Origin of the sequence: Actinomyces sp. (assembly GCF_030524025.1) — a bacterium.
GTDB lineage: Bacteria > Actinomycetota > Actinomycetes > Actinomycetales > Actinomycetaceae > Actinomyces.
In genome coordinates, this window is record NZ_JAUNHI010000003.1 from 148,271 (window position 1) to 169,109 (window position 20,839).

The 20,839-nt window shown below is 74.0% G+C and carries 17 protein-coding genes and 1 pseudogene; 5 read left to right on the forward strand and 13 right to left on the reverse strand.

Annotated elements, in window-relative coordinates; genetic code table 11:
- Positions 1 to 10 precede the first annotated feature (10 nt).
- Both Q4C85_RS02710 and Q4C85_RS02715 read right to left on the reverse strand, forming a co-directional pair.
- Positions 11 to 2,308, reverse strand: coding sequence for an ATP-dependent DNA helicase RecG (locus Q4C85_RS02710; protein ID WP_303139270.1), 2,298 nt, complete (start codon positions 2,306 to 2,308; stop codon positions 11 to 13).
- A 25-nt stretch (positions 2,309 to 2,333) separates the two neighbouring features.
- A complete protein-coding gene (locus tag Q4C85_RS02715) occupies positions 2,334 to 4,187 on the reverse strand; it encodes a DAK2 domain-containing protein (protein ID WP_303139272.1) in 1,854 nt (617 codons plus the stop codon).
- A gap of 280 nt (positions 4,188 to 4,467) precedes the next feature.
- On the opposite strand from Q4C85_RS02715, the gene rpmB reads away from it, so the two are divergent.
- The gene (rpmB, locus tag Q4C85_RS02720; RefSeq protein WP_303139274.1) at positions 4,468 to 4,659 is read left to right on the forward strand and encodes a 50S ribosomal protein L28; all 192 of its coding nucleotides are present in this window, start codon (positions 4,468 to 4,470) and stop codon (positions 4,657 to 4,659) included.
- Positions 4,660 to 4,755: 96 nt separating this feature from the next.
- Here rpmB and Q4C85_RS02725 read toward each other — a convergent pair whose 3' ends face one another.
- Both Q4C85_RS02725 and Q4C85_RS02730 read right to left on the reverse strand, forming a co-directional pair.
- Positions 4,756 to 5,796, reverse strand: coding sequence for a thiamine-phosphate kinase (locus Q4C85_RS02725; RefSeq protein WP_303139276.1), 1,041 nt, complete (start codon positions 5,794 to 5,796; stop codon positions 4,756 to 4,758).
- Positions 5,783 to 6,979: a D-alanine--D-alanine ligase family protein gene (locus Q4C85_RS02730; protein ID WP_303139278.1), complete on the reverse strand. Its 1,197-nt coding sequence runs from the start codon at positions 6,977 to 6,979 to the stop codon at positions 5,783 to 5,785. The genes Q4C85_RS02725 and Q4C85_RS02730 overlap by 14 nt, the downstream gene beginning before the upstream one ends.
- Positions 6,980 to 7,081: 102 nt before the next feature.
- Between Q4C85_RS02730 and Q4C85_RS02735 the strand changes: the two genes are divergently transcribed.
- The gene (locus tag Q4C85_RS02735; protein ID WP_303139280.1) at positions 7,082 to 7,786 is read left to right on the forward strand and encodes a hypothetical protein; all 705 of its coding nucleotides are present in this window, start codon (positions 7,082 to 7,084) and stop codon (positions 7,784 to 7,786) included.
- On the opposite strand, the gene Q4C85_RS02740 is transcribed toward Q4C85_RS02735, so the two are convergent.
- The 5 genes from Q4C85_RS02740 to leuC form a co-directional block, all read right to left on the reverse strand.
- On the reverse strand, positions 7,764 to 8,804 hold the full coding sequence (locus Q4C85_RS02740) for an NAD(P)H-dependent glycerol-3-phosphate dehydrogenase (protein ID WP_303139281.1): 1,041 nt from the start codon (positions 8,802 to 8,804) through the stop codon (positions 7,764 to 7,766). The genes Q4C85_RS02735 and Q4C85_RS02740 overlap by 23 nt on opposite strands.
- Positions 8,801 to 9,616 carry a 1-acyl-sn-glycerol-3-phosphate acyltransferase gene (locus tag Q4C85_RS02745; RefSeq protein ID WP_303139366.1) on the reverse strand — a complete coding sequence of 272 codons (816 nt, stop codon included), beginning with the start codon at positions 9,614 to 9,616 and terminating at the stop codon, positions 8,801 to 8,803. Before Q4C85_RS02745 ends, Q4C85_RS02740 begins: the two co-directional genes overlap by 4 nt.
- A gap of 60 nt (positions 9,617 to 9,676) precedes the next feature.
- The gene (gene murA / locus Q4C85_RS02750) at positions 9,677 to 10,999 is read right to left on the reverse strand and encodes a UDP-N-acetylglucosamine 1-carboxyvinyltransferase (protein ID WP_303139282.1); all 1,323 of its coding nucleotides are present in this window, start codon (positions 10,997 to 10,999) and stop codon (positions 9,677 to 9,679) included.
- 170 nt (positions 11,000 to 11,169) lie between these two features.
- Positions 11,170 to 11,823 (reverse strand): 3-isopropylmalate dehydratase small subunit, encoded by a 654-nt coding sequence (gene leuD / locus Q4C85_RS02755; RefSeq protein WP_303139284.1) that lies wholly within the window; start codon positions 11,821 to 11,823, stop codon positions 11,170 to 11,172.
- 22 nt (positions 11,824 to 11,845) lie between these two features.
- Positions 11,846 to 13,252 (reverse strand): 3-isopropylmalate dehydratase large subunit, encoded by a 1,407-nt coding sequence (leuC, locus tag Q4C85_RS02760; RefSeq protein WP_303139286.1) that lies wholly within the window; start codon positions 13,250 to 13,252, stop codon positions 11,846 to 11,848.
- Between the two features lie 165 nt (positions 13,253 to 13,417).
- Between leuC and Q4C85_RS02765 the strand changes: the two genes are divergently transcribed.
- Positions 13,418 to 14,158 carry an IclR family transcriptional regulator gene (locus tag Q4C85_RS02765; protein WP_303139287.1) on the forward strand — a complete coding sequence of 247 codons (741 nt, stop codon included), beginning with the start codon at positions 13,418 to 13,420 and terminating at the stop codon, positions 14,156 to 14,158.
- A 48-nt stretch (positions 14,159 to 14,206) separates the two neighbouring features.
- The gene (locus Q4C85_RS02770; protein ID WP_303139289.1) at positions 14,207 to 15,346 is read left to right on the forward strand and encodes a glycosyltransferase family 4 protein; all 1,140 of its coding nucleotides are present in this window, start codon (positions 14,207 to 14,209) and stop codon (positions 15,344 to 15,346) included.
- A 10-nt stretch (positions 15,347 to 15,356) separates the two neighbouring features.
- On the opposite strand, the gene nrdR is transcribed toward Q4C85_RS02770, so the two are convergent.
- Together nrdR and Q4C85_RS02780 are read right to left on the reverse strand one after the other, a co-directional pair.
- Entirely contained in the window at positions 15,357 to 15,815 is a 459-nt protein-coding gene (nrdR, locus tag Q4C85_RS02775; protein WP_303139291.1) for a transcriptional regulator NrdR, read from the reverse strand.
- Between the two features lie 76 nt (positions 15,816 to 15,891).
- Positions 15,892 to 16,602 (reverse strand): LysM peptidoglycan-binding domain-containing protein, encoded by a 711-nt coding sequence (locus tag Q4C85_RS02780; protein ID WP_303139292.1) that lies wholly within the window; start codon positions 16,600 to 16,602, stop codon positions 15,892 to 15,894.
- A 222-nt stretch (positions 16,603 to 16,824) separates the two neighbouring features.
- Between Q4C85_RS02780 and lexA the strand changes: the two genes are divergently transcribed.
- Positions 16,825 to 17,577, forward strand: a complete 753-nt coding sequence (gene lexA, locus Q4C85_RS02785) for a transcriptional repressor LexA (protein ID WP_303139294.1) — start codon at positions 16,825 to 16,827, stop codon at positions 17,575 to 17,577.
- A gap of 158 nt (positions 17,578 to 17,735) precedes the next feature.
- Here lexA and Q4C85_RS02790 read toward each other — a convergent pair whose 3' ends face one another.
- Both Q4C85_RS02790 and Q4C85_RS02795 read right to left on the reverse strand, forming a co-directional pair.
- Positions 17,736 to 18,740: an L-lactate dehydrogenase gene (locus Q4C85_RS02790; protein ID WP_303139296.1), complete on the reverse strand. Its 1,005-nt coding sequence runs from the start codon at positions 18,738 to 18,740 to the stop codon at positions 17,736 to 17,738.
- Between the two features lie 97 nt (positions 18,741 to 18,837).
- A pseudogene (locus tag Q4C85_RS02795) lies at positions 18,838 to 20,770 on the reverse strand (ATP-dependent DNA helicase).
- Positions 20,771 to 20,839 lie beyond the last annotated feature (69 nt).

Consider the following 20,839-nt stretch of genomic DNA (forward strand, 5'->3'; position numbering starts at 1 on the left):
CTCAGGAGGCTCAGGACCTGTCCAGCCAGACCCGCGACTCCTCATCGAGCCGCTCGGCGATCGCCTCGAACAGGGCGGGGTGGCGCGCCAGGGACGGGTCCTCCGCCACGATCGCCTCGGCCTGGTCGCGCACGCGGGCGATGAGGGCGGCGTCCCGGGTCACGCGCAACAGGGCGAGGTCCGAACGGCGCCCCGACTGAGCCGAGCCCAGCACATTGCCCTCGCTGCGCAGCTCGAGGTCGGCCTCGGCCAGGGCGAAGCCGTCGGTGGTCGAGGCGAATGCCTTGAGCCGGTGGAAGGCCGTCGAGCCGACCTCCGCCCCGGTCACCGCCATGCACACCGCCGGGGCGGAGCCGCGCCCCACCCGGCCCCGCAGCTGGTGAAGCTGGGACAGCCCGAAGCGGTCGGCGTCGAGGATGACCATCATAGTGGCCGCGGGCACGTCGACCCCCACCTCGACCACCGTCGTGGCCACGAGCACGGGGGTGCGCCCCGAGGCGAAGTCCTCCATGGCGGCGTCCTTGTCCGCCCTGGTCATCCGGCCAGTCAAGGTGCCCACACCCGCCCCGCCCAGGGCGGGCTCGGCGCGCAGACGCTCGGCCCAGTCGACGACGGCGGCCAGCGGGCGCGCCTGGGCCGTGACATCCGCGTCCTCCGCGGCCCCCGCCGACTCGGCGACATCCGGGCCGTCCTCGGGGGCGTCGGTGTCCTCAATGCGCGGGCACACGACGTAGACGCGCCCGCCGGCGGCAATCTCCCGGGCGGCGCGCCGCCACAGTCCCTCGACCCAGGTCGTCCTGGCCCAGGGCACGAGGTGGGTGTCGACGGGGCTGCGGCCGGCGGGCAGGCCATCGAGGACGACGGTGTCGAGGTCGCCGAAGACCGTCATGGCGATAGTGCGCGGGATGGGCGTGGCGGTCATGACGAGCAGGTGGGGGGTGCGGCGCCCGGAGTCGGAGGGGTCGGCCACGGCCCCGCGCTCGCGCAGGGCATCGCGCTGGGCCACACCGAAGCGGTGCTGCTCGTCGACGACGACCATCCCCAGGAAGGGAATCTGGACGGTGTCGGCCAGCAGGGCGTGCGTGCCCACGACGAGGGCGGGCTCGCCGCCCGCGAGCGCCGCCAGCACGCCGCGGCGCTCGGCCGCCGGGGTCGAACCGGTCAGCAGGTGGACGCGCGTGGCGCGCTCGGCGCCGACCAGGGTCCCGGCCTGCGCCAGCGGCCCGAGCAGGGCCTCGAGCGAGGCGTGGTGCTGGGCGGCCAGGACCTCGGTGGGGGCCAGCAGGGCCGCCTGCCCGCCAGCACCGACGACCTGGAGCATGGCGCGCAGGGCCACGAGGGTCTTGCCCGAGCCGACGTCGCCCTGCAGGAGGCACTGCATCGGCGTGGTCGAGTCCAGGGCGGACTCCAGCTCAGCGCCGACGCGCACCTGTCCGGGGGTCAACGTGTAGGGCAGCGCGGCGTCGAGGTCGGCGCGCAGGGAGTCCGGGTCCGGCACGGGCCAGGCGGTGGAGGTGCGTTCAGCGCGGTGCTCGGCGCGGCGCTGGGCCAAGGCGGTGAGCAGGACGAGGGCCTCCTCGTGGCGCAGGCGGGCCCGGCCCGCGCGCCACTGGCCGGGGTCGGCGGGGTGGTGGACCCACTGGTAGGCGGTCAGGGCGTCGACCAGGCCCTCGGCCGCGCGCAGGGCCTCGGGCAGGGGGTCGGGGACGTCCTCGGCCGTCAGCTGGTCGAGGACGGTGCGCACGGCCTTGGCCACCTTCCAGGAGGGCAGGGCGTCGGTGGCGGGGTAGATCGGCACGGGCATGGCCAGGACGGCCTCGCGCTCGGCCGCGTCGAGGTCGTCGAGGACCTGGAAGCGGGGGCCGACCAGCTGCCTGCGTCCCCGGTGGCGCCCGACCCGGCCCGACAGGAGGACCGTCGTGCCGGGAGCGAGCTGCGCGGCGTGGTGGCGCATGAGTCCGACGGCGCCGAACAGGACGATGTCCATCGTCGTCGCGCCGTCGGTGACGGTGGCCTCCATGAGGGCGGGCGGGCGGCCCGAGCGCGTGCGCCGGGACGAGGAGGTCAGGACCTGGGCCTGGACGGTCGCCTGCTCGCCGTCGACCAGGGTGCGCAGGTCGGTCAGCTCGCCCCAGGTGTCGTAGCGGCGCGGCAGCAGGCGCATGAGGTCGGCACCGGTGTCGACGCCCTGCTTGGCCAGCTGGGCGGCCGTGGCGGCGCCGAGCAGCTTGGCGAGGGGACGGCGCAGCAGCGGGACGGCGCCGCGGGGCGCGGCGCGGCGCCCGGGCGGGCCCGAGGGTGGGGACATGGGTCGGTTTCCTGTCACGCGTCGGTCACTCGATGGCCAGAAGGACCTCGGGTTCCGCCTGCCCCCCGGCGTGGACGACGACCTCGACCCGGTCGGGGTCGGCCAGGACCTCCTCGCAGTAGGAGGACACCGCCGCAGTGGCCAGGGCGCCGACATCGGGCAGGGCGCCCCGCCCCAGGATGACGGTGACGAGCTCGTCGTCGGGTCTGAGCAGTCCGCCGAGTGCCCGGGCCACGGCCTCGGGCTCGGCGGTCGGGCCGGCAAGCGCCGTCGTGCGCACGGCCACGGCCGCCTGGCCGGCCCGGCGCGTCACCCCGGCGATCCCGACAGTGTCGGTCTGGCCCGCCACAGCGACGGCCGCGGCCAGGACACGGGCCTCGTCGTCGGTGTCGCACACGATGAGCTGGACGGGGTCCCCCGCCTCCGGGGTCGTCTCGACCCCGGAGGCGCCGCGCACGGTGGAGACGGCGGAGCGGGCGGCCAGGAAGCGGGCGGCCTCGTGGGCACTGGCAACGCAGGCCGAGTCGCAGGGCAGGACGGCCACCCGCGCCAGCCCCAGGTCGCCGGCGGCGCGCACGATGCCGTCGCGCTCGGGGAACAGGACGACGACGGCTCCCGTGCGGGCCAGCTGCTCGACCAGCCCGGGGGCGCGGGTGCAGGCCACGACCCCGACGCGCTCGGCGCCTCTGCCCCCAGGGACCTGGGTCCCGGCGTACTGGGAGGGGTGGAGGCTCACGGACTCGTCGCGCTGAGCCGCCTCCCGCTGGGCACGGCGGGCGGCCAGTCGCTCGAAGGACACGACGTGACCGTCGCCCCGGCCCACGGGAAGCGGGGCGGGCTCCCAGTGGGCTGCCAGGGCCAGCGCCGTGGGATGGAGGTGGTGGACGCAGACCTGGCGGGCCCTGCCCTGGCGCGGCAGGGCGGCGCGCGGCGTGTCGGTGTGGACGTGCACCTGGTAGAGGCCGACGCCCAGGGCGTCGGGGGTGCCCACCACCCCGACGGAGTCGCCGATGCGCTCGAGGTCGGCGCGCAGCGCGGCGGCCTGGGCGGCGGTGGCCTCGAGGAGGTACATGACCTCGAACTCCCCGGTCGAGACCTCGCCGGTGGCGGCCGCCTGTACCCCGTGGGCGCGGGGGCCGTGCGTGGCGGCGTCCACAAGGTCGGTGAGCATCTGCCAGGCGACGTCGGTGTAGGGGTGTTCCCCTTCCGGTCCGGCGGCGTTGATCGTGTCCGACAGCCCGGTGAGCATGAGCATGAGGGCCGCGCCCCCGGCGTCGACCGGCCCGTGCCCCAGGCCGGCGGTCTCCACGACGCTCTCCTGGGCGCCGAAGGCCGCGGCGGCGGCGATGAGAGAGGCAGTCGGTGGCGCGGCGCCCCCCGCCTCCTCCAGGGCGCTGCGGGCGCCGAGCGCGGCGTCCTTGGCGACGGTCAGCAGCGTCCCGGTCACCGGGCGCGACACCGCCTGCCAGGTGGTGTCGGCGATGCGCTCGTAGGCGTGGACGAGGTCGACGGGCACCAGCCGCCAGGGATCGGCGGACTCGGCGCACACGTCGGCCAGGGCCGCCAGCGCCTGAGAGACGAGCAGCCCCGAGTTGCCCCGCGCGCCGCGCACGGCACCGTCGGAGGCGGCGCGGGAGGTCTGCACGAGGTCGGCCGAGGCGGGCAGACGGTCCATGGCCTCGCAGGCGGCTGCCAGCGTGAGCAGGACGTTGGTCCCCGTGTCGGAGTCGGGCACGGGGAAGACGTTGAGGGAGTCGACCAGGGCACGGCTGGACTGCGCCACCCGGCGGGCCTGCTCCAGCCACGCCCGCAGCACGGCAGCCGTCACCTCGCCCGCGGGGCGGACAGCGGCGGTGGACCGGTCCTGGGTGTCCGACACCTGTGCCCTCCTGTGCGTCTGTAGCGACGTGGGCCGTGTCCGCCAGCCCCCGCCCGTCCGCATCTAGGCTACCGGCCGTGCCCGCTCCTCGCCGCCCGGCGGTGCTGCGCGGACGGGCGCATGTGCCTCACCCCACGCCCCGCGCGCTTTGGGCCAGGGTGCGCCGTCGGATACAGTGGCGGGGTTGTCCCGGGGCCGGTCCTCGGGCGGAAGACCCTGCGCCGGGCCCTCGGGCTCGAGCGCCTCAGCGACTAGATTGACTAGATTGAGGAGTGAGACCGTGGCTGCTGTGTGCGACGTCTGCGGCAAGAGCCCCATCTTCGGCAAGAGCGTCTCGCACTCCCACGTGCGGACCAGCCGCCGGTGGAACCCCAACATCCAGCGTGTGCGTGCACTCGTCAACGGCGCCCCCAAGCGCCTCAACGTGTGCACCTCCTGCCTCAAGGCCGGCAAGGTCACGCGCAACGTCTGACAGGCCCTCGTGGGCCGACCCGGGCCGCCACTTCCAGGACGGGAGTGGCGGCCCGTCGCGTGCGCCTGGGGCGCACCCCGAGGCGTACAGGCTCTGTCAGGTGCGGGCGGTGAAGTGGTCCCAGCCGACGTGGTCGGGGGCGGCGCCCTCGACGGTGACCGCGGGGCCCCGGGCGCCCGCCGCCAGGACGCGGCCGATGACCCGGCAGCCGGGCGGCAGCCGGGCGAGAGCACCGGGCGGGACGGCGGCGAGCATGCCGTGGTCCTCCCCGCCGGTCAGCACCCACTGGCGCGCCACGGCAGAGGGGTTCTCGGCGCCGAGGAACCGGGCCACCTCGACGAGCTCGGCCAGGTCGGTGGCTGTCCCCGACGCCGGATCGGTCGGCTCGGCCAGGTCGATGGCCACCCCCGAGGCCCGAGCCATGCGCCCGGCGTCGCGCAGCAGGGAGTCCGAGACGTCCATCATCGCCGTGGCCCCCGCCTGGGCCAGGGCGGGTCCGGCGGCCAGGGGCGGGTGGGGGGCGCGGAAGACCTCGACGGCCTGGCGCGCGGCGTCGGGAACCGGCCCCCGGTCCGCCAGGGCGCCCGCCTCGAGCAGTGCCAGGCCCGCGGCGGAGCGCCCCAGGGTTCCGACGTGGACAAGCAGGTCGCCGGGCCTGGCCCCCGAGCGCAGGACGGGGGCCAGGCCTTCCAGGTCCCCGTGGGCGGTGACCGCGATGACGAGCCCGTCCCCGGCGCTCAAGTCCCCGCCGACGACGCCGGCTCCCACCGGCTGGCAGGCGGCGGCCAGGCCCGCGGCCAGGTCGGTGACCCAGTCCAGGGGGGTGGACGAGGGCAGGACGAGGGCGACGACCAGCGCCACGGGGCGGGCGCCCATGGCGGCGACGTCGGCCAGGTTCTGCGCCGCGGCACGCCGGCCGATGTCGTGACCGGTGGACCAGGCGGTGCGGAAGTGGCGGCCCTCGACGAGCACGTCGGTGGTCACGCAGTAGCGGCCGTCGGGCGCGGCGAGCACGGCGCAGTCATCACCGGGGCCCACCAGCGCCAGATCCGATCCGGGCAGCACAGGGAGGATGGCGTCCAGGACCGCGGCCTCGCCGAGCTCGCCGACGCTGGGCCCGCCCTCAGCGGTTGACATCGGCGGGGCGCTCCAGGGCCAGCTCGATGAGCTCGCTGACCAGGTCGCCGTACTCCAACCCGGAGACCTGCCACATGTAGGGGTACATGGAGAAGGGGGTGAAGCCCGGCATGGTATTGACCTCGTTGACGATGACCCGGCCGTCCTCGGTCACGAAGAAGTCAACTCTGGCCAGCCCCTCGCAGCCCAGGGCCGTGAACGCCCGGGCGGCGGTGGACATGAGCAGCTCGCGGGTCTCCTGGGGCAGCGGTGCGGGGCAGACCACCTGGACGGCGTCGTGGGCGAGGTACTTCGTCTCGTAGTCGTAGAACTCCCCGGCGCCCTGGTCGGCGTCCATGACGATCTCACCGGGCAGGGCCACGCGGGGGTCGGAGTCGCCGACACCGCCCAGGACCGCCACCTCGATCTCCCGGCCGGTGACCCCAGACTCGACCAGGACCTTGGGGTCGACGGCGCGCGCCGCCTCGATGGCGGCCGCCAGGCCCCCGTGGCTCGTCACGCGGGTGATGCCCAGGGAGGAGCCGGCGCGCGCGGGCTTGACGAAGACTGGCAGGCTCAGGGACCGGCACTGCTCGAGGACGGCGGCTCGCTCGCGGCTCCAACGGTGCGGCTCGACCAGGACGTGCTCGGCGGTGGCGATGCCCGCCGCGCCCAGGAGCACCTTGGTCACCTGCTTGTCCATGCATGCCGCGCTGGCCAGCACCCCGCAGCCGACATAGGGGATCCCCAGCATCTCAAGCATCCCCTGGATGGTGCCGTCCTCGCCGTAGGGGCCGTGCAGCAGCGGCAGGACGACGTCGACAACACCCAGGCCGGTGGTCCCGGCGGCGGTGCGCACGACGAGCTCGCCTCCCCCCAGGGGCACCGACAGCTCGCCGCGGCCCAGGCCGTCGGCAGCGATCTCCACCGGCGGGCGGGTGTCATCGAGCTCAAGGGCGGCGGGGTCGTCGTCGACAAGGACCCACTGCCCGCCCGGCGTGATGCCGATGGGCACGACCTCGTAGCGCTCCCGGTCGATGGAGCGCAGCACCCCGGCCGCCGTGGCGCAGGAGATCGTGTGCTCCCCGCTGCGCCCGCCGAAGACAACGGCGACACGGGTGCGTCTCGGGGCACCCGGTCCCGGAGGCACGGCGGGCGGGGTGCTCGGCGCCTGCGACGCGCCGGTGGCCTGGATGTCTGTCATGGCGGCAACGCTACCGCGCCGCGGTTACCCTGTGGGCAACACCGTGCGGGCCGTGACCCGCGGACCGGCACGGCACCGACCGCACCCGTCCCAGGAGGCGTCATGTCCCCCCAGCCCAGTGCCCTCCCGGCCCCGCGCTCCCGCAGGTCGATGCTCCGTGCCGCCCGGGCGGCCGGGGTGCTGGCCGCCGTCGCCCTGCCGGTGGCCGCCTGCTCAGCCGGGTCCTCGACCGTGTCGAGCTCGACGTCGCCCTCGAGCTCGACACACTCCGGGGGGACGCCGACGACCTCGACGCCCTCGGCCGACGCCTCCCCGGCGCACCACCCGCTGACCAAGGACGAGGCCACGGCCCAGGCCACGGAGGACGGCGGATCGGGCTGGACCTCGACGGCCTCGGAGCAGACCTCCACGGGCGACTGCGGCATCGAGGTCGATGTGCGCACCGGCGTCCACGAGGGCTACGACCGGGTGGTGGTCGAGATGAGCGGTCAGGGCACCCCGGGCTGGTGGGCCGACTGGGTGACCGACGCGGCCACCCAGGGCCGGGGCGAGCCGATCACGGTGTCGGGGGAGCATATGCTCCGGGTGCTGGGCCAGGGCACCTCCTACCCCTCTGAGGAGTCCGCGAGCGCCCAGTACACCGGGTCCGGCCCGATCCCCGTGGGGGGCAGGGGCGTGACCGAGGTGTGGTTCGACGGGACCTTCGAGTCCCAGTTCCAGCTCGTCATCGGCACCCACTCCCAGAGCTACCGGGTCTTCACCCTGTCCGAGCCCACCCGGCTCGTCATCGACGTCGCCCACCCGTAGGCCGGGCGTGGACGCCCTCGGCCTTGCGGGGGCGGGCCAGCAGGGCGTCGTTGACCTCGGTGACGGTGGCCGTGCCCTCGACCACGGCGACGATCCCCGCGGTGATCGGCATCTCCACCCCGTGGGCGGTGGCCAGGTCGAGCACGGCGCGCGCCGACCTGGCGCCCTCGGCCACCCCCCGGGAGGCCGCCGCCGCCTGCTCGACGCTCATCCCCTCTCCCAGCCTGCGGCCGAAGGTCTGGTTGCGCGACAGGGGGCTCGAGCAGGTCGCCACGAGGTCCCCCATGCCGGCCAGCCCCGCGAAGGTCTCGGGACGGGCGCCCAGCGCCAGGCCCAGGCGGGTGATCTCGACCAGGCCGCGGGTGATGATCGTGGCCTTGGAGTTGTCCCCGAAGCCGCAGCCCGCCGCCGCGCCCACGGCCAGGGCGATGACGTTCTTGACCGCTCCGCTCAGCTCGACGCCGAGCACGTCGGTGTTCGTGTAGGGGCGGAAGGCGGGCGTGGCGCACAGGGTGGCCACCCGGGCGGCCACCGCCTCGTCCTGGGCGGCCACGACCGTGGCGGTGGGCTGCCGGGCGGCGATCTCGTCGGCCAGGTTGGGACCCGAGACGACGGCGACCCGCTCGGCGGGCAGGTCGAGGACCTCGGCGAGGACCTCGCTCATGCGCAGACCGGTGCCCGTCTCGACGCCTTTCATGAGGGACACCGCCAGGGCCCCCTCGTCCAGGGCGCCGCCCAGGGGGCGCAGGACTCCCCGGGCGCTCTGGGAGGGCACCGCCACGACGACCAGGCCCGCGCCGTCGACGGCCCGGTGGATGTCGGTGGTGGCCCGGACATCGGGGGGTAGGCGGCAGTCCGGCACGTAGCGCTCGTTGGTGCCGGCGTTGATCTCCTCGGCGATCTCGGGGCGCCGGGCCCACACGACGGTGGGGGTGCCGGCCTCGGCCAAGAGGCAGGCGAAGGTGGTGCCCCACGCTCCCGAGCCGATGACGGCGGCCCGTGCGACCCCGGCGCTCACGCGGTGGCCCCGTCCTGGACCGCGTCCGGGTCCTCGCCGGACGCACGGGTGCCCGGGGCGGGGTCCTCAGCGCCGGTCGGCGGGTCGGGACGGCGCACCCCCCGCTTGCCCTTGCCGGGGTCGCCGTCGTACTTCATGTCGTAGGGGCGGGGGGCCTTGAGCCCGCGCAGCTGCTCGACGATCTCGGTGATGGCCCGCATGATCTCGGCGGTGGCCTCGCGCACGGCCTCCCGGTCGGTCGTGTCGGTGCCGAAGCGCGACAGATCGAGGGGCCGGCCGATCATGACGCGCACCTCCTTGCGCGGGAAGGGGTGGAAGCCCCCGCCGAAGGAGTCGATGATCTCCTGGGCACCCCACTGGCCCATCGGCAGGACGGGCACCCCAGTGGCCATGGCCAGCCGGGCGGCCCCGGTCTTGCCCGTCATCGGCCACTGGAGGGGGTCGCGCGACAAGGTCCCCTCGGGGAAGACCATGACGACATCGCCCCCGCGCAGCCTCCGTTCGGCCTCGACCAGGGCGTTGCCGGCCTGGGCCGACTGCCGGTAGACGGGGATCTGGCCGCCGGCCTTGAAGACCCGTCCGAGCAGGGGGATGTCGAAGAGCGTGGACTTGGCCAGGGAGTAGGCCGGCACGTCGACGTCGACCAGGGCGCGCATCGCGGTCAGGGAGTCGAGATCGGACAGGTGGTTGGCCACGGCGACGAAACCGCCGGAGGACGGGATGTTCTCGGTTCCCGTCACCTGCTGTCGGGAGACGGCCTTGAGGAAGGGGATGATCGCCCCGCGGGATGCGAAGCGGTAGAAGGGGGTCATCGGTCGCGTCGTGGGCACGCCCCGAAGACTACCGGGTCCCGCCCGGGCCGGCGCGGGGCCTTAGGCCAGGCGGGTCACCGCGGCGTCGAGGGAGGTCAGCTTGCTCATGAAGTGCTCGTAGCCGCGGTCGATGAGGTTGATACCCTCGACACGGCTCGTGCCTTCGGCGGCCAGGGCCGCGATGAGGTGGGAGAAGCCGCCGCGCAGGTCGGGCACGACGATGTCGGCGCCCCGCAGCGGCGTCGGGCCGGAGATGACCGCTGAGTGGTAGAAGTTGCGCTGGCCGAAGCGGCAAGCGGTCCCTCCCAGGCACTCCCGGTAGACCTGGATGGTCGCACCCATCTGGCGCAGGGCCTTGGTGAAGCCCAAGCGGTTCTCGTAGACCGTCTCGTGGACGATCGACAGGCCCTCGGCCTGGGTCAGGGCCACGACGAGGGGCTGCTGCCAGTCGGTCATGAACCCGGGGTGGACATTGGTCTCCACGACGATGGAGCGCAGGTCGCCGCCGGGGTGGTAGAAGCGGATCCCGTCGTCGCGCACATCGAAGGCGCCACCGACCTTGCGGAAGGTGTTGAGGAAGGTGGTCATGTCGCCCTGGTGGGCCCCGCGCACGAAGAGGTCGCCGTGGGTGGCCAGCGCCGCCGAGGCCCACGAGGCCGTCTCGATGCGGTCGGGCAGCGCCGAGTGGTTGTAGCCGATCAGCTCCTCGACGCCCTCGACGTGGATCGTGCGGTCGGTGTCCACCGAGATGATCGCGCCCATCTTCTGCAGGACGTCGACCAGGTCCATGATCTCGGGCTCGACGGCCGCCCCCCGCAGCTCGGTCAGGCCCGCCGAGCGCACGGCGGTCAGCAGGGTCTGCTCGGTGGCACCCACGCTCGGGTAGGGCAGCTCGATGACGGTCCCGTGCAGCCCGTCGGGGGCGGTCAGGGCGATGCCCTGGGACTGCTTGTCGACGACCGCGCCGAACTGGCGCAGGATCTCCAGGTGGAAGTCGATGGGCCGGTCCCCGATGCGGCAGCCTCCCAGGTCGGGGATGAAGGCCTCGCCCAGGCGGTGCAGGAGGGGCCCGCAGAAGAGGATCGGGATGCGCGAGCTGCCGGCGTGGGCGTCGATGTCGGCCACGTGCGCCGACTCGACCTTGGAGGGGTCGAGCTTGAGGACGCCCTCGGACTGGTCGTAGTCGATGGTCACCCCGTGCAGGGACAGCAGGCCCGAGACGACGTCGACGTCGCGGATGAGCGGGACGTTGCGCAGGACCGAGGGCGTCGTGCCCAGGAGCGCCGCGACCATGGCCTTGGAGACCAGGTTCTTGGCTCCGCGCACCGTGATCTCACCGGTGAGCGGGCGTCCGCCCTCGACCTGGAGCAGACCGTCGACCATGGGTACCTCCGCGAAATGTGTTCCTGTGCGGGACGCGCCCGCCCCTCCGCACGGCGTGAGGGTGCAGAGTCGTCCCAGCATAGGCGTTCGCCGTGGGCTGCCCGGACTCGCTGCGGGCGGCCCACGGCGAACGCTCAGGTGGTGTGCCTCACCCCGTGGCCGGGGCAGGCTCAGGGCTGCGGCATGTCGGCGGCCCGGGCAGGCACCACCTGGGCGGCGGGCTCGTGGAGGGCGGGCAGCGTGCGCGGCTTGTAGGCGGGGCGGGAGCCCTCGTAGGCGGCGATCTCCTCCTCGTGGGTCAGGGTCAGGGAGATGTCATCCAGGCCCTCCATGAGGGTCCAACGCACGTAGTCGTCGATGGCGAAGGTGGTGCGCAGGCCACCGGCCTCGACCGTGCGGTTCTCCAGGTCGACCGTCACCTCCGCGCCGGGCTCGGACTCCAGGATCTTCCACAGCTGCTCGGTGTCCTCCTGGGTCAGGACTCCCGCGACGAGCCCCTGCTTGCCCGCGTTGCCGCGGAAGATGTCGGCGAAGCGCGGAGCCAGGACCACCTTGAAGCCGTAGTCCTTGAGCGCCCACACCGCGTGCTCACGCGAGGAGCCGGTGCCGAAGTCGGGGCCCGCCACGAGGACGGAGGCACGGGCGTAGGCCTCCTGGTTGAGGATGAAGTCGGGCTCACCGGCGCGCCACGAGGCGAACAGGGCGTCCTCGAAACCCGTGCGGGTGATGCGCTTGAGGTAGACCGCGGGGATGATCTGGTCGGTGTCGACGGCGCTGCGGCGCAGGGGGGCGCCGATGCCGGTGTGGCGGATGAACTTGTCCATGGTGGGATCTCCTTGCTCCGGCTCAGGCGCCCAGGTCGGCGGGGGCGGACAGCGTGCCGCGCACGGCGGTGGCCGCGGCCACGACCGGCGAGACGAGGTGGGTGCGCCCGCCCGTGCCCTGACGCCCCTCGAAGTTGCGGTTGGAGGTCGAGGCGGCCCGCTCCCCCGGGGCGAGCTTGTCGGGGTTCATCGCCAGGCACATCGAGCAGCCGGCGTTGCGCCACTCGGCGCCGAAGTCCGTGAAGACCTGGTCCAAGCCCTCGGCCTCGGCCTGGATGCGGATGCGCGCCGAGGCGGGCACGACGAGCATGCGCACCCCCGGCGCCTTCCTGCGGCCCCGCAGGACCTCGGCCGCGGCGCGCAGGTCCTCGATACGGCCGTTGGTGCAGCTGCCCAGGAAGACGGCGTCGACCCGAATGTCGCGCAGCGGCGTGCCGGGGGTCAGGTCCATGTACTCGATGGCCCGCTCGGCCGCCCGGCGCTCGTTGGCGTCGGCGATGTCCTCGGGCACCGGCACGTTGGCCGAGATGGGCAGGCCCTGGCCCGGGTTGGTCCCCCAGGTCACGTAGGGCTCGATGTCGGCGGCCTCCAGGACCACCTCGGTGTCGAAGACGGCGTCGTCATCGCTGCGCAGCGAGCGCCAGTAGGTCACGGCCTCGTCCCAGTCCTGGCCGACCGGGGCGTGCGGACGCCCGGCGAGGTAGTCGACAGTGGTCTGGTCGGGGGCGATCATGCCGGCCCGGGCACCGGCCTCGATGCTCATGTTGCAGATCGTCATACGCGCCTCCATCGACAACTGCTCGATGGCCCGGCCGCGATACTCGATGACGTGTCCCTGGGCGCCGTTGGTGCCGATCTTGGCGATGATGGCCAGGATGATATCCTTGGCGCCGCTGCCCGCAGGCAGCTCGCCGTCGATGCGCACGCTCATCGTCTTGAACGGTGCGATGGGCAGGGTCTGGGTGGCCAGGACATGCTCGACCTGGCTCGTGCCGATGCCGAAGGCAAGCGCCCCGAAGGCGCCGTGGGTCGAGGTGTGGGAGTCCCCGCACACGACGGTCATGCCCGGCTGGGTCAGGCCCAGCTGGGGGCCGACAGCGTGGACGATGCCCTGGTCGGCGTCGCCCAGGGAGTGCAGGCGCACCCCGAACTCGGCGCAGTTGGCCCGCAGCGTGTCGATCTGGGTGCGGCTGGTCAGGTCGGCGATCGGCAGGTCGATGTCGAGGGTCGGGGTGTTGTGGTCCTCGGTGGCCAGCGTCAGGTCGGGACGGCGGACACGGCGACCGGCCAGGCGCAGGCCCTCGAAGGCCTGGGGGCTGGTGACCTCGTGGACGAGGTGGAGGTCGATGTAGAGGAGGTCGGGGGCCCCGTCGGCGCCCTGAGCGACGACGTGGTCGCGCCAAACCTTCTGCGCGAGGGTCATTCCCATCGCTACGCTTCCTTTCCTGGAGGTTGGCCCGGTCCCGGAGCTGCGGGCTCGGGGTCGCCTCGGGCACGGCTCCGGCGGCGGTGTGGACGTGAAAGTGCCGACACTGCGCCAGTGATCCGGTCAAAGTACTTGAGATCTCATCTCGTGGGATGGCAGTATCAGATTATGGACGCGTTGAATGACGTGGAGAGCAGCAGCGGGGTCGGAGTGATCGACAAGGCCGCGCTGGTCATGAGCGCGCTGGAGGCCGGGCCTGCGACCCTCGCCCAGCTGGTGGCGACGACCCACCTCGCGCGGCCCACGGCCCACCGGATCGCCGTGGCCCTGGAGTACCACCGGCTCGTGTCCCGCGACTCCCAGGGCCGCTTCGTCCTGGGGCCGCGGCTCAACGAGCTGGCCTCGGCCGCCGGCGAGGACCACCTCCTGGCCGCGGCGGGCCCCGTCCTGGCGGCCCTGCGCGACAAGACCCACGAGTCGGCCCAGCTCTACCGCCGCCAGGGCGACGTGCGCATCTGCGTGGCCAACGCCGAGCGGCCGATCGGGCTGCGCGACTCCATCCCGGTGGGCGCGACGATGTCGATGCAGGGCGGCTCGGGAGCCCAGGTCCTCCTGGCCTGGGAGGAGCCCGACCGGCTCCACCGGGGCCTGGTGGGCGCCCGCTTCAACGCCACCATGCTCTCGGCCGTGCGGCGCCGGGGCTGGGCCCAGTCCGTGGGCGAGCGGGAGCCGGGGGTGGCCAGCGTCTCGGCGCCCGTGCGCGGCACCGGGGGCAAGGTAGTGGCCGCGGTGTCGATCTCCGGGCCGATCGAGCGCATGGGTCGCCAGCCGGGCCGGGTCCACGGCGCCGTCGTCATGGCCGCGGCGCGCCGCCTGTCGGAGGTGCTGCGCTCCTCCGACGAGGGCTGACCGGCGCCCTGCGGCACGGGACGGCGGGAGCCTCGTAGACTCCGCCCCATGCGCAGGACCCTTCTCGTCACCAACGACTTCCCGCCCGTGGTCGGAGGGATCCAGTCCTACCTCGAGGACTACGCGCGGCGGCTGCCCGCCGAGGACCTGGTCGTGCTGGCCTCCACGCCCCCCGAGGGGCCCGAGGCGGCGGCCGCCTACGACGCCACCGCCCCCTTCACCGTCGTGCGCATGCCCACGCGCGTGCTGCTGCCCACCCCGGACGTGCGCGCCCGCATGCGCCGGCTCATTGAGGACGAGCGCATCGAGACCGTCTGGTTCGGCGCCGCCGCCCCGCTGGGGCTCTTGGGGGGCACGGCCAAGCGGGCCGGGGCCACGCGGGTCATCGCCACCACCCACGGCCACGAGGTCGGCTGGTCGATGCTGCCCGGCGCGCGCCAGGCACTGGGCCGCATCCTGGAGCAGGCCGACGTCGTCACCTACATCTCGGAGTACACCCTGGGCCGCCTGCGCCCCCTCGTTCCCCGGGGAACCCGGACCCTGCGCCTGCCCAGCGGGATCGACGTCGAGCGCTTCCACCCCGACCCGGCGGCCCGCCTGCGGCTGCGGGAGCGCTACGGCCTGGGCGAGGCGCCCACCGCGGTGTGCGTCTCTCGGCTCGTGGCGCGCAAGGGCCAGGACTCCCTCATCGAGGCCTGGCCCCGCGTCGTGGCCCAGGTGCCCGACGCCCGCCTCGTCATCGTCGGCTGGGGCTCCTACGCCCGTCGGCTGGCACTGGCCCGGCGCTCCTCGCCGGTGCGTGACCACATCGTCCTGACCGGCAAGGTGGCGGCCGAGGAGCTGCCCGGGCATGTGGCCATGGGTGACGTGTTCGCCATGCCCTGCCGCACCCGGGGCGGCGGCCTGGACGTCGAGGGCCTGGGCATCGTCTTCCTCGAGGCCTCGGCCACCGGGCTGCCCGTCATCGCGGGCACGAGCGGCGGCGCACCGGAGACGGTGGTCGAGGGGGTGACCGGATCGGTGGTCGACGGCCGCGACGAGGAGGCCCTGGTGGCGGCCCTCGTCCGCCAGCTCGCGGACCCCGGCCTGCGCGCCCGGATGGGGGCGGCCGGACGCGAGCTGATGATCGAGCGGTGGACCTGGCCCTCCCTGGTCGACAGCCTCGTCGAGGCCGTGGACGCCCGGTGAGCCGGGCGGCTCAGGCGCGGTCGGTGCGGCTGGCGCGCAGTCCCGCGATGGCCCGCTCGAAGTCCTCCAGGGAGTTGAAGTCGGAGTAGACCGAGGCGAAGCGGAGGTAGGCGACCTCGTCGAGCTCGCGCAGCGGCCCGAGGATCGCCAGGCCCACCTCGTGGGAGTCGACCAGCGACTGGCCCGTGTGCCGGATCGCCTCCTCGACCTTGTGCGCCAGTAGGGCCAGGTCGTCCTCGGACACGGGACGTCCCTGGCAGGCCCTGCGCACGCCGACGATCACTTTGGTGCGGGAGAAGGGCTCGATCGCCCCGGAGCGCTTGCGCACCGACAGGCTGGCGGTCTCGATGGTGGTGAAGCGGCTCCCGCACTGGGTGCACTCGCGCCTGCGGCGGATCGACATGCCGTCCTCGACCGTCCGGGAGTCAACGACGCGGGACCCGTCGTGTCGGCAGAAGGGGCAGTGCACGCGTGGCTCCTCCGACATCAGGTGGCATATGTCCTGTCCGGAGGGTAGGCACGCGCGCCCGCTCACCGCAAGCCCGTCACTGGACCGGGACGAGAAGGGTCTGCCCCGGCTGGAGGGTCGAGGTGCTCGGGTCGTTGAGCTCGACGATCTGGGCCATCGCCTCATCGACGTCCGAGGCACCGGTCGCGGCCGCCAGGTCCCACAAGGACTGCCCCTGCCCCACCGTGGCGGTCCTCGTGTGCTGCACGGCCGAGTCGAAGCCCGCCACGACGATGCCGGCGGCCACGATGGCGGCGGCGGCGAGCACCCCGGCCCCGGCGGCCAGGAGACGGCGCAGCACGAGCGGCGCCGGGACCCCGGCCTCGCGCCGCGGCTCACGGGCGGCCGGGACCGCCGCACGGTCCGCTGCGGCTCCGCGCGCCGCGACCGAGCCGCGGCGACGAGCCCGCACGGCCGGGTGGTTGGGCGCCAGCTCCTCCAGGTCCTCGAGCCGCGTGCGAGCCACCGCCGAGACACGACCCTCAGCCGCGCGACGGGGCCGGGGAGCCGCGGGCCGGCGGGCCGAGCGCGGGGCCGTCTCCCCGGCCTCCCGGCCGCTCCGGGTCGGAGCCACCGGCTCGCCGGAGGTCACGAGCCGCAGATGAGCCCGGCCCACGCCCCGGGGGCCGGGAGCAGCCGACTCCGGGGCGGCTGGTCCCGCCACACCGGCACGCTCGGCACCGGCACGCTCGGCACCGGAGTTGACGAGGCGCAGCCGGGGCGAGGGCGGGATCGCGAGAGCACTCATGGGACAACCTCCTGGAACACATGTTCGACGAACATCTGTTCGATACGATAGCGGCCGCAGGCGGACGCGTCCAGCACATCTTCGAACACATGTTTGAATGCGTGGACGTTCCGCCGTAGGCTGGACCCATCAAGGTCATCACGGGGCACCGACATGAATTCGCCCCTCCCGCCCCCGGGCGGCAGAGGGGGCGGACCCCGGCACACGAAGGGAGGGCCGCCGATGATCGGGGGCACCGAGCACGAGCGCGACCCGCGGACCGGGCCGGTCGCACAGGCCCTGGAGGGGCTCGACGCACGGGCCCGGGCGGTCTACGACACCGTGCGCGAGGCGGTTGCCTCCCACGGCTACCCGCCCTCGATGCGGGAGATCGGGGCGAGGGTCGGGCTGACCAGCCCGTCGTCGGTCAAGCACCAGCTCGACAAGCTCGAGAGGCTCGGCCTGGTGCGCCGCGACCCGAACCGGCCGCGGGCGCTGGAGGTCATCGCCCCGGCGGCCGAGCGGCCCGGCCCGCCGGAGGCGGCGGCGCCGGCGCCCGCGGGGCCTCCGGCCCCGGCCGTGCCGCTCCTGCCCGGGATTGGGCAGGGGGAGGCGGTCGCCGTCCCCCTCGTGGGACGGATCGCCGCGGGCTCACCCATCCTGGCCGAGCAGGAGGTCGAGGACGTCATGGCGCTGCCGCGTCGGCTGACCGGTGAGGGCCGGCTCTTCATGCTCCAGGTCGAGGGGGACTCGATGGTAGAGGCGGCGATCTGCGACGGTGACTGGGTCGTCGTGCGCGCCCAGGCCGACGCCTCCAACGGAGACATCGTGGCGGCGATGGTCCAGGACGTCGACGGTGCGAGCGCCACCGTCAAGGTCCTGTCCCGCAAGGACGGCCACCAGTGGCTCCTGCCCCGCAACGCCGACTACTCCCCGATCCCCGGTGACGAGGCGACCATCATGGGCAAGGTCGTCACCGTGCTGCGCGCCCTGTAGCCCCGAGATCGGGACTTGTGACACCTCGAGATCGGTACATCTGGCACGTGCGGCGCCTGGCACGACGCGAGGGCCCGGACCCCCTCGGGGGCCCGGGCCCTCAGCCCAAGGGATCCGGCTGGACGGGCCGGTTCGACGTCGAGAACGCCTCCGGGTCGTCAGTAGCCCAGGCCGCGGGCGACCTCGCGCAGGTGCTCCGCCGAGGCAGTCAGGCGGTCGCGCTCGTCGAGGGTCAGCGGCAGCTCGAGGCGGCGGCCCGCGCCGTTGCGCCCGACGATCGTCGGCACGGCCATGCACACATCGGAGATGCCGTGCCAGTTCTCCAGCAGCGGGGAGATGGTGAGCACGCGCTGCTCGTCGTTGAGGACGGCGGAGATGATCCGCTGAACGGCCAGGCCGACGGCGTAGTTGGTCGCCCCCTTGCCCTCGATGATGCGGTAGGCCGAGCGCACCACGTCGTGGGCGATGCGGTCGCGCTTGGCCTGGTCGAAGACCCCGCCGTCGAGGGTCTTGCCCCACTGGGTGATCGGCACCCCTCCGATCCCGGTGGTCGACCACAGGGGGACCTCGGAGTCACCGTGCTCACCGGCGATGTAGCCGTGGATGTTCTGGGTGGCGGTGCCGGTCTCCAAGGAGACGAGGTACCGCATCCGCGCGGTGTCGAGCACCGTGCCCGAGCCGAAGACCTGGTTCTCGGGCAGCCCGGTGATCTTCTTGGCGCAGTAGGTGACCACGTCGACCGGGTTGGCCACGAGCAGGAAGATCGCGTTGGGGGCGACCTCGACGAGCTTGGGGAGGATCTTCTCCATGATGCCCACCGTTGCTCCGGCGAGCTCGAGGCGGGACTGCCCGGGCTTCTGCTTGGCCCCGGCGGTGATGGCCACGACGTCGGCGTCCCGGCAGATCTCGGGGTCGTCGGAGCCCAGCACGGATCCGGCCGAGGTGAACTGGATGCCCTGGGCGATGTCGAGGGCCTCGGCCTCGACCTTCTCCTTGGCGATGTCCTGCAGGACGACCTCGCGTGCGACCCCCTTGGTCACACAGGCGTAGGCCAGCGTGGAGCCGACGGCGCCGGCACCGATGATCGCCACCTTCGAGGGGCGGCCGCCTGCTGCGGTGGGGTAGGAGCCTTGGGCGCTGTTGGTGATGGTGACGTCGGACACTGCATTCCTCCGAATCAGGGTGGGGTGGCAAGGCGGTCTCGCCCCGTGCAGGTTCAAGGCTACGCGCCACCGAGCCCTGCCCGCAGGGGCGTTGGACCTAACTCGTGGACGAATCCGGACTTGTGGACGAATCCCGGTCGGCCAGGCGTGCCAACGCCCCCAGGACGATCTCCCTGTCCCGCGTGGGCCACAGCGGCGGCATGGAGCGGGCCAGGAAGGCGCCGTACCGGGCGGTGCGCAGGCGCGGGTCGAGAACCGCCACGACCCCGCGGTCCTCGGCCCGGCGCACGAGCCGCCCCGCGCCTTGGGCCAGGAGGAGGGCGGCGTGCACCGCGGAGACCGCCATGAATCCGTTGCCCCCGGCGGCCTCCACGGCCTCCGAGCGGGCCTGGGCGACCGGGTCGTCGGGCCGGGGAAAGGGGATGCGGTCGATGACGACGAGCCGGCAGGCGCGTCCGGGCACGTCGACCCCCTGCCACAGGGACAGGGTGCCCACCAGGCAGGCGTCCTCCTCGGCGGCGAAAGCCTCGACGAGCGTGGGCAGCTGGTCCTCGCCCTGGGCGTACACGGTCAGGTCGGTCGCGCCGCGCAGCACCTCGGCGGCCTCCTGGGCGGCGCGCCGCGAGGAGAACAGGCCCAGCATCCCGCCGCCGGAGGCCTCCGCCAGGGCCAGGACCTCGTCGAGGGCCGCCTCGGAGATGCCCACGCCCGGGCGTGGCAGGTGGGTGGGGGTGTACAGGATGCCTTGACGGCCATAGTCGAAGGGCGTCCCCACGTCGATGCCGCGCCAGCTGGAGCCCGCCAGGCTCAGCCCCAGGGCGTGGGCCATGGGCTCGAATCCGCCGCCCAGGGACAAGGTGGCCGAGGTGAGCACCGCGGCCCTGTCGTCCAGGAGGGTGTCGGCCACGCTTCCGGCGACGTCGATCGGGGCCAGGGTGAGCCGGGGAGGATCTGGCCCCCAGACGAGGGCGCTCGACCCAGGCGACGTCGCGGCGCTGCGCCACCGAGTCGGAGGTCATCCGTGCCGCCGCCTCCACGAGCTCGTTGAGCGCGGTGCGGGCCAGGGCGGTCCCGCCCGCGGCCTGGCCTGCGTTCCTCTCGGACCCCTTGGCGGCCTCGCGCAGGTCGGTGAGCACCTGGCGCGCGGCGGCCTCGACCACGACGAGCGCCTCGCGCAGGGCCTGCGGCAGCCCTCCGGCCAGCCGGCCGTCGGGCAGGTCGGCCAGGACCAGCTGGAGCCCCTGCCCGGCCGACTCCAGGTCGGCGACCAGGACCGAGGCGTGCTTGCGGGCCGTGGCCGCCACCCGCGCCACGGCGGAGGCCGACAGGCTCACCGTGCCCTGGGAGCGGACCCGGTCGGCGAGCTCGTGGGCCTCGTCGACGACGAGCACCCTGTGCTCGGGCAGGACCCCGGTGTTGCCGGCGGCCGCGATGCCCAGCATGGCGTGGTTGGTCACGACGACATCGGCCTGGGCGGCGGCTGCCCGCGCGAGCTCGGGGAAGCACTCGGTGCGCAGGGGGCACGACGGCCCCAGGCACTCGGCCCGGGACACCGAGACCTGGGCCCAGACGCGGTCCGGCACGCCCGGCGCGAGGTCGTCGCGGTCGCCGGTGTCGGTCGTGGCCGCCCACTGGCGCAGGCGCACGACCTGCTCCCCCGTGCTCGTCGCCTCCCCCCGGCCCGTGCGCGGGGCGCGGGCGGCCTGCCCGGCGGAGAACAGGGCGTCGTCGTCCTCCGGGTAACCGCCCGCCAGGCGGTGGCGGCACAGGTAGTTCTGCCAGCCCTTGAGCAGGGCGACCACCGGACGGGTCCCGGTGACCGCCTCGACGGCGTCGGCCGCCACCGGCGCGTCCTTGGTCAGGACCTGGCGCTGGAGGGCCAGGGTCGCGGTCGACACGACGGCGCGCTGGCCGGTGTCGACGGCATGGACCATGACCGGCACGAGGTAGGCCAGCGACTTGCCGGTCCCGGTTCCCGCCTGGACGAGCAGGTGCTCCCCGTCGAGGGCGGCCGCCACCTGGCGGGCCATCTCGGACTGTCCCTGCCGCGGGCTGCCACCCAGGCGCGCGACGGCACCGGCCAGGGCGGTCTCGGTGCG

Bases quoted from the DNA above. Each gene is read 5' to 3' on its own strand.
- Q4C85_RS02725 (WP_303139276.1), bottom strand. From the start codon at position 5,796: ATGTCAACCGCTGAGGGCGGGCCCAGCGTCGGCGAGCTCGGCGAGGCC.
- leuC (WP_303139286.1), bottom strand. From the start codon at position 13,252: ATGGGAATGACCCTCGCGCAGAAGGTTTGGCGCGACCACGTCGTCGCT.
- Q4C85_RS02765 (WP_303139287.1), top strand. From the start codon at position 13,418: ATGGACGCGTTGAATGACGTGGAGAGCAGCAGCGGGGTCGGAGTGATC.
- Q4C85_RS02710 (WP_303139270.1), bottom strand. From the start codon at position 2,308: ATGTCCCCACCCTCGGGCCCGCCCGGGCGCCGCGCCGCGCCCCGCGGC.
- Q4C85_RS02745 (WP_303139366.1), bottom strand. From the start codon at position 9,616: ATGACCCCCTTCTACCGCTTCGCATCCCGCGGGGCGATCATCCCCTTC.
- lexA (WP_303139294.1), top strand. From the start codon at position 16,825: ATGATCGGGGGCACCGAGCACGAGCGCGACCCGCGGACCGGGCCGGTC.
- leuD (WP_303139284.1), bottom strand. From the start codon at position 11,823: ATGGACAAGTTCATCCGCCACACCGGCATCGGCGCCCCCCTGCGCCGC.
- Q4C85_RS02735 (WP_303139280.1), top strand. From the start codon at position 7,082: ATGTCCCCCCAGCCCAGTGCCCTCCCGGCCCCGCGCTCCCGCAGGTCG.
- murA (WP_303139282.1), bottom strand. From the start codon at position 10,999: ATGGTCGACGGTCTGCTCCAGGTCGAGGGCGGACGCCCGCTCACCGGT.
- Q4C85_RS02730 (WP_303139278.1), bottom strand. From the start codon at position 6,979: ATGACAGACATCCAGGCCACCGGCGCGTCGCAGGCGCCGAGCACCCCG.
- Q4C85_RS02770 (WP_303139289.1), top strand. From the start codon at position 14,207: ATGCGCAGGACCCTTCTCGTCACCAACGACTTCCCGCCCGTGGTCGGA.
- Q4C85_RS02780 (WP_303139292.1), bottom strand. From the start codon at position 16,602: ATGAGTGCTCTCGCGATCCCGCCCTCGCCCCGGCTGCGCCTCGTCAAC.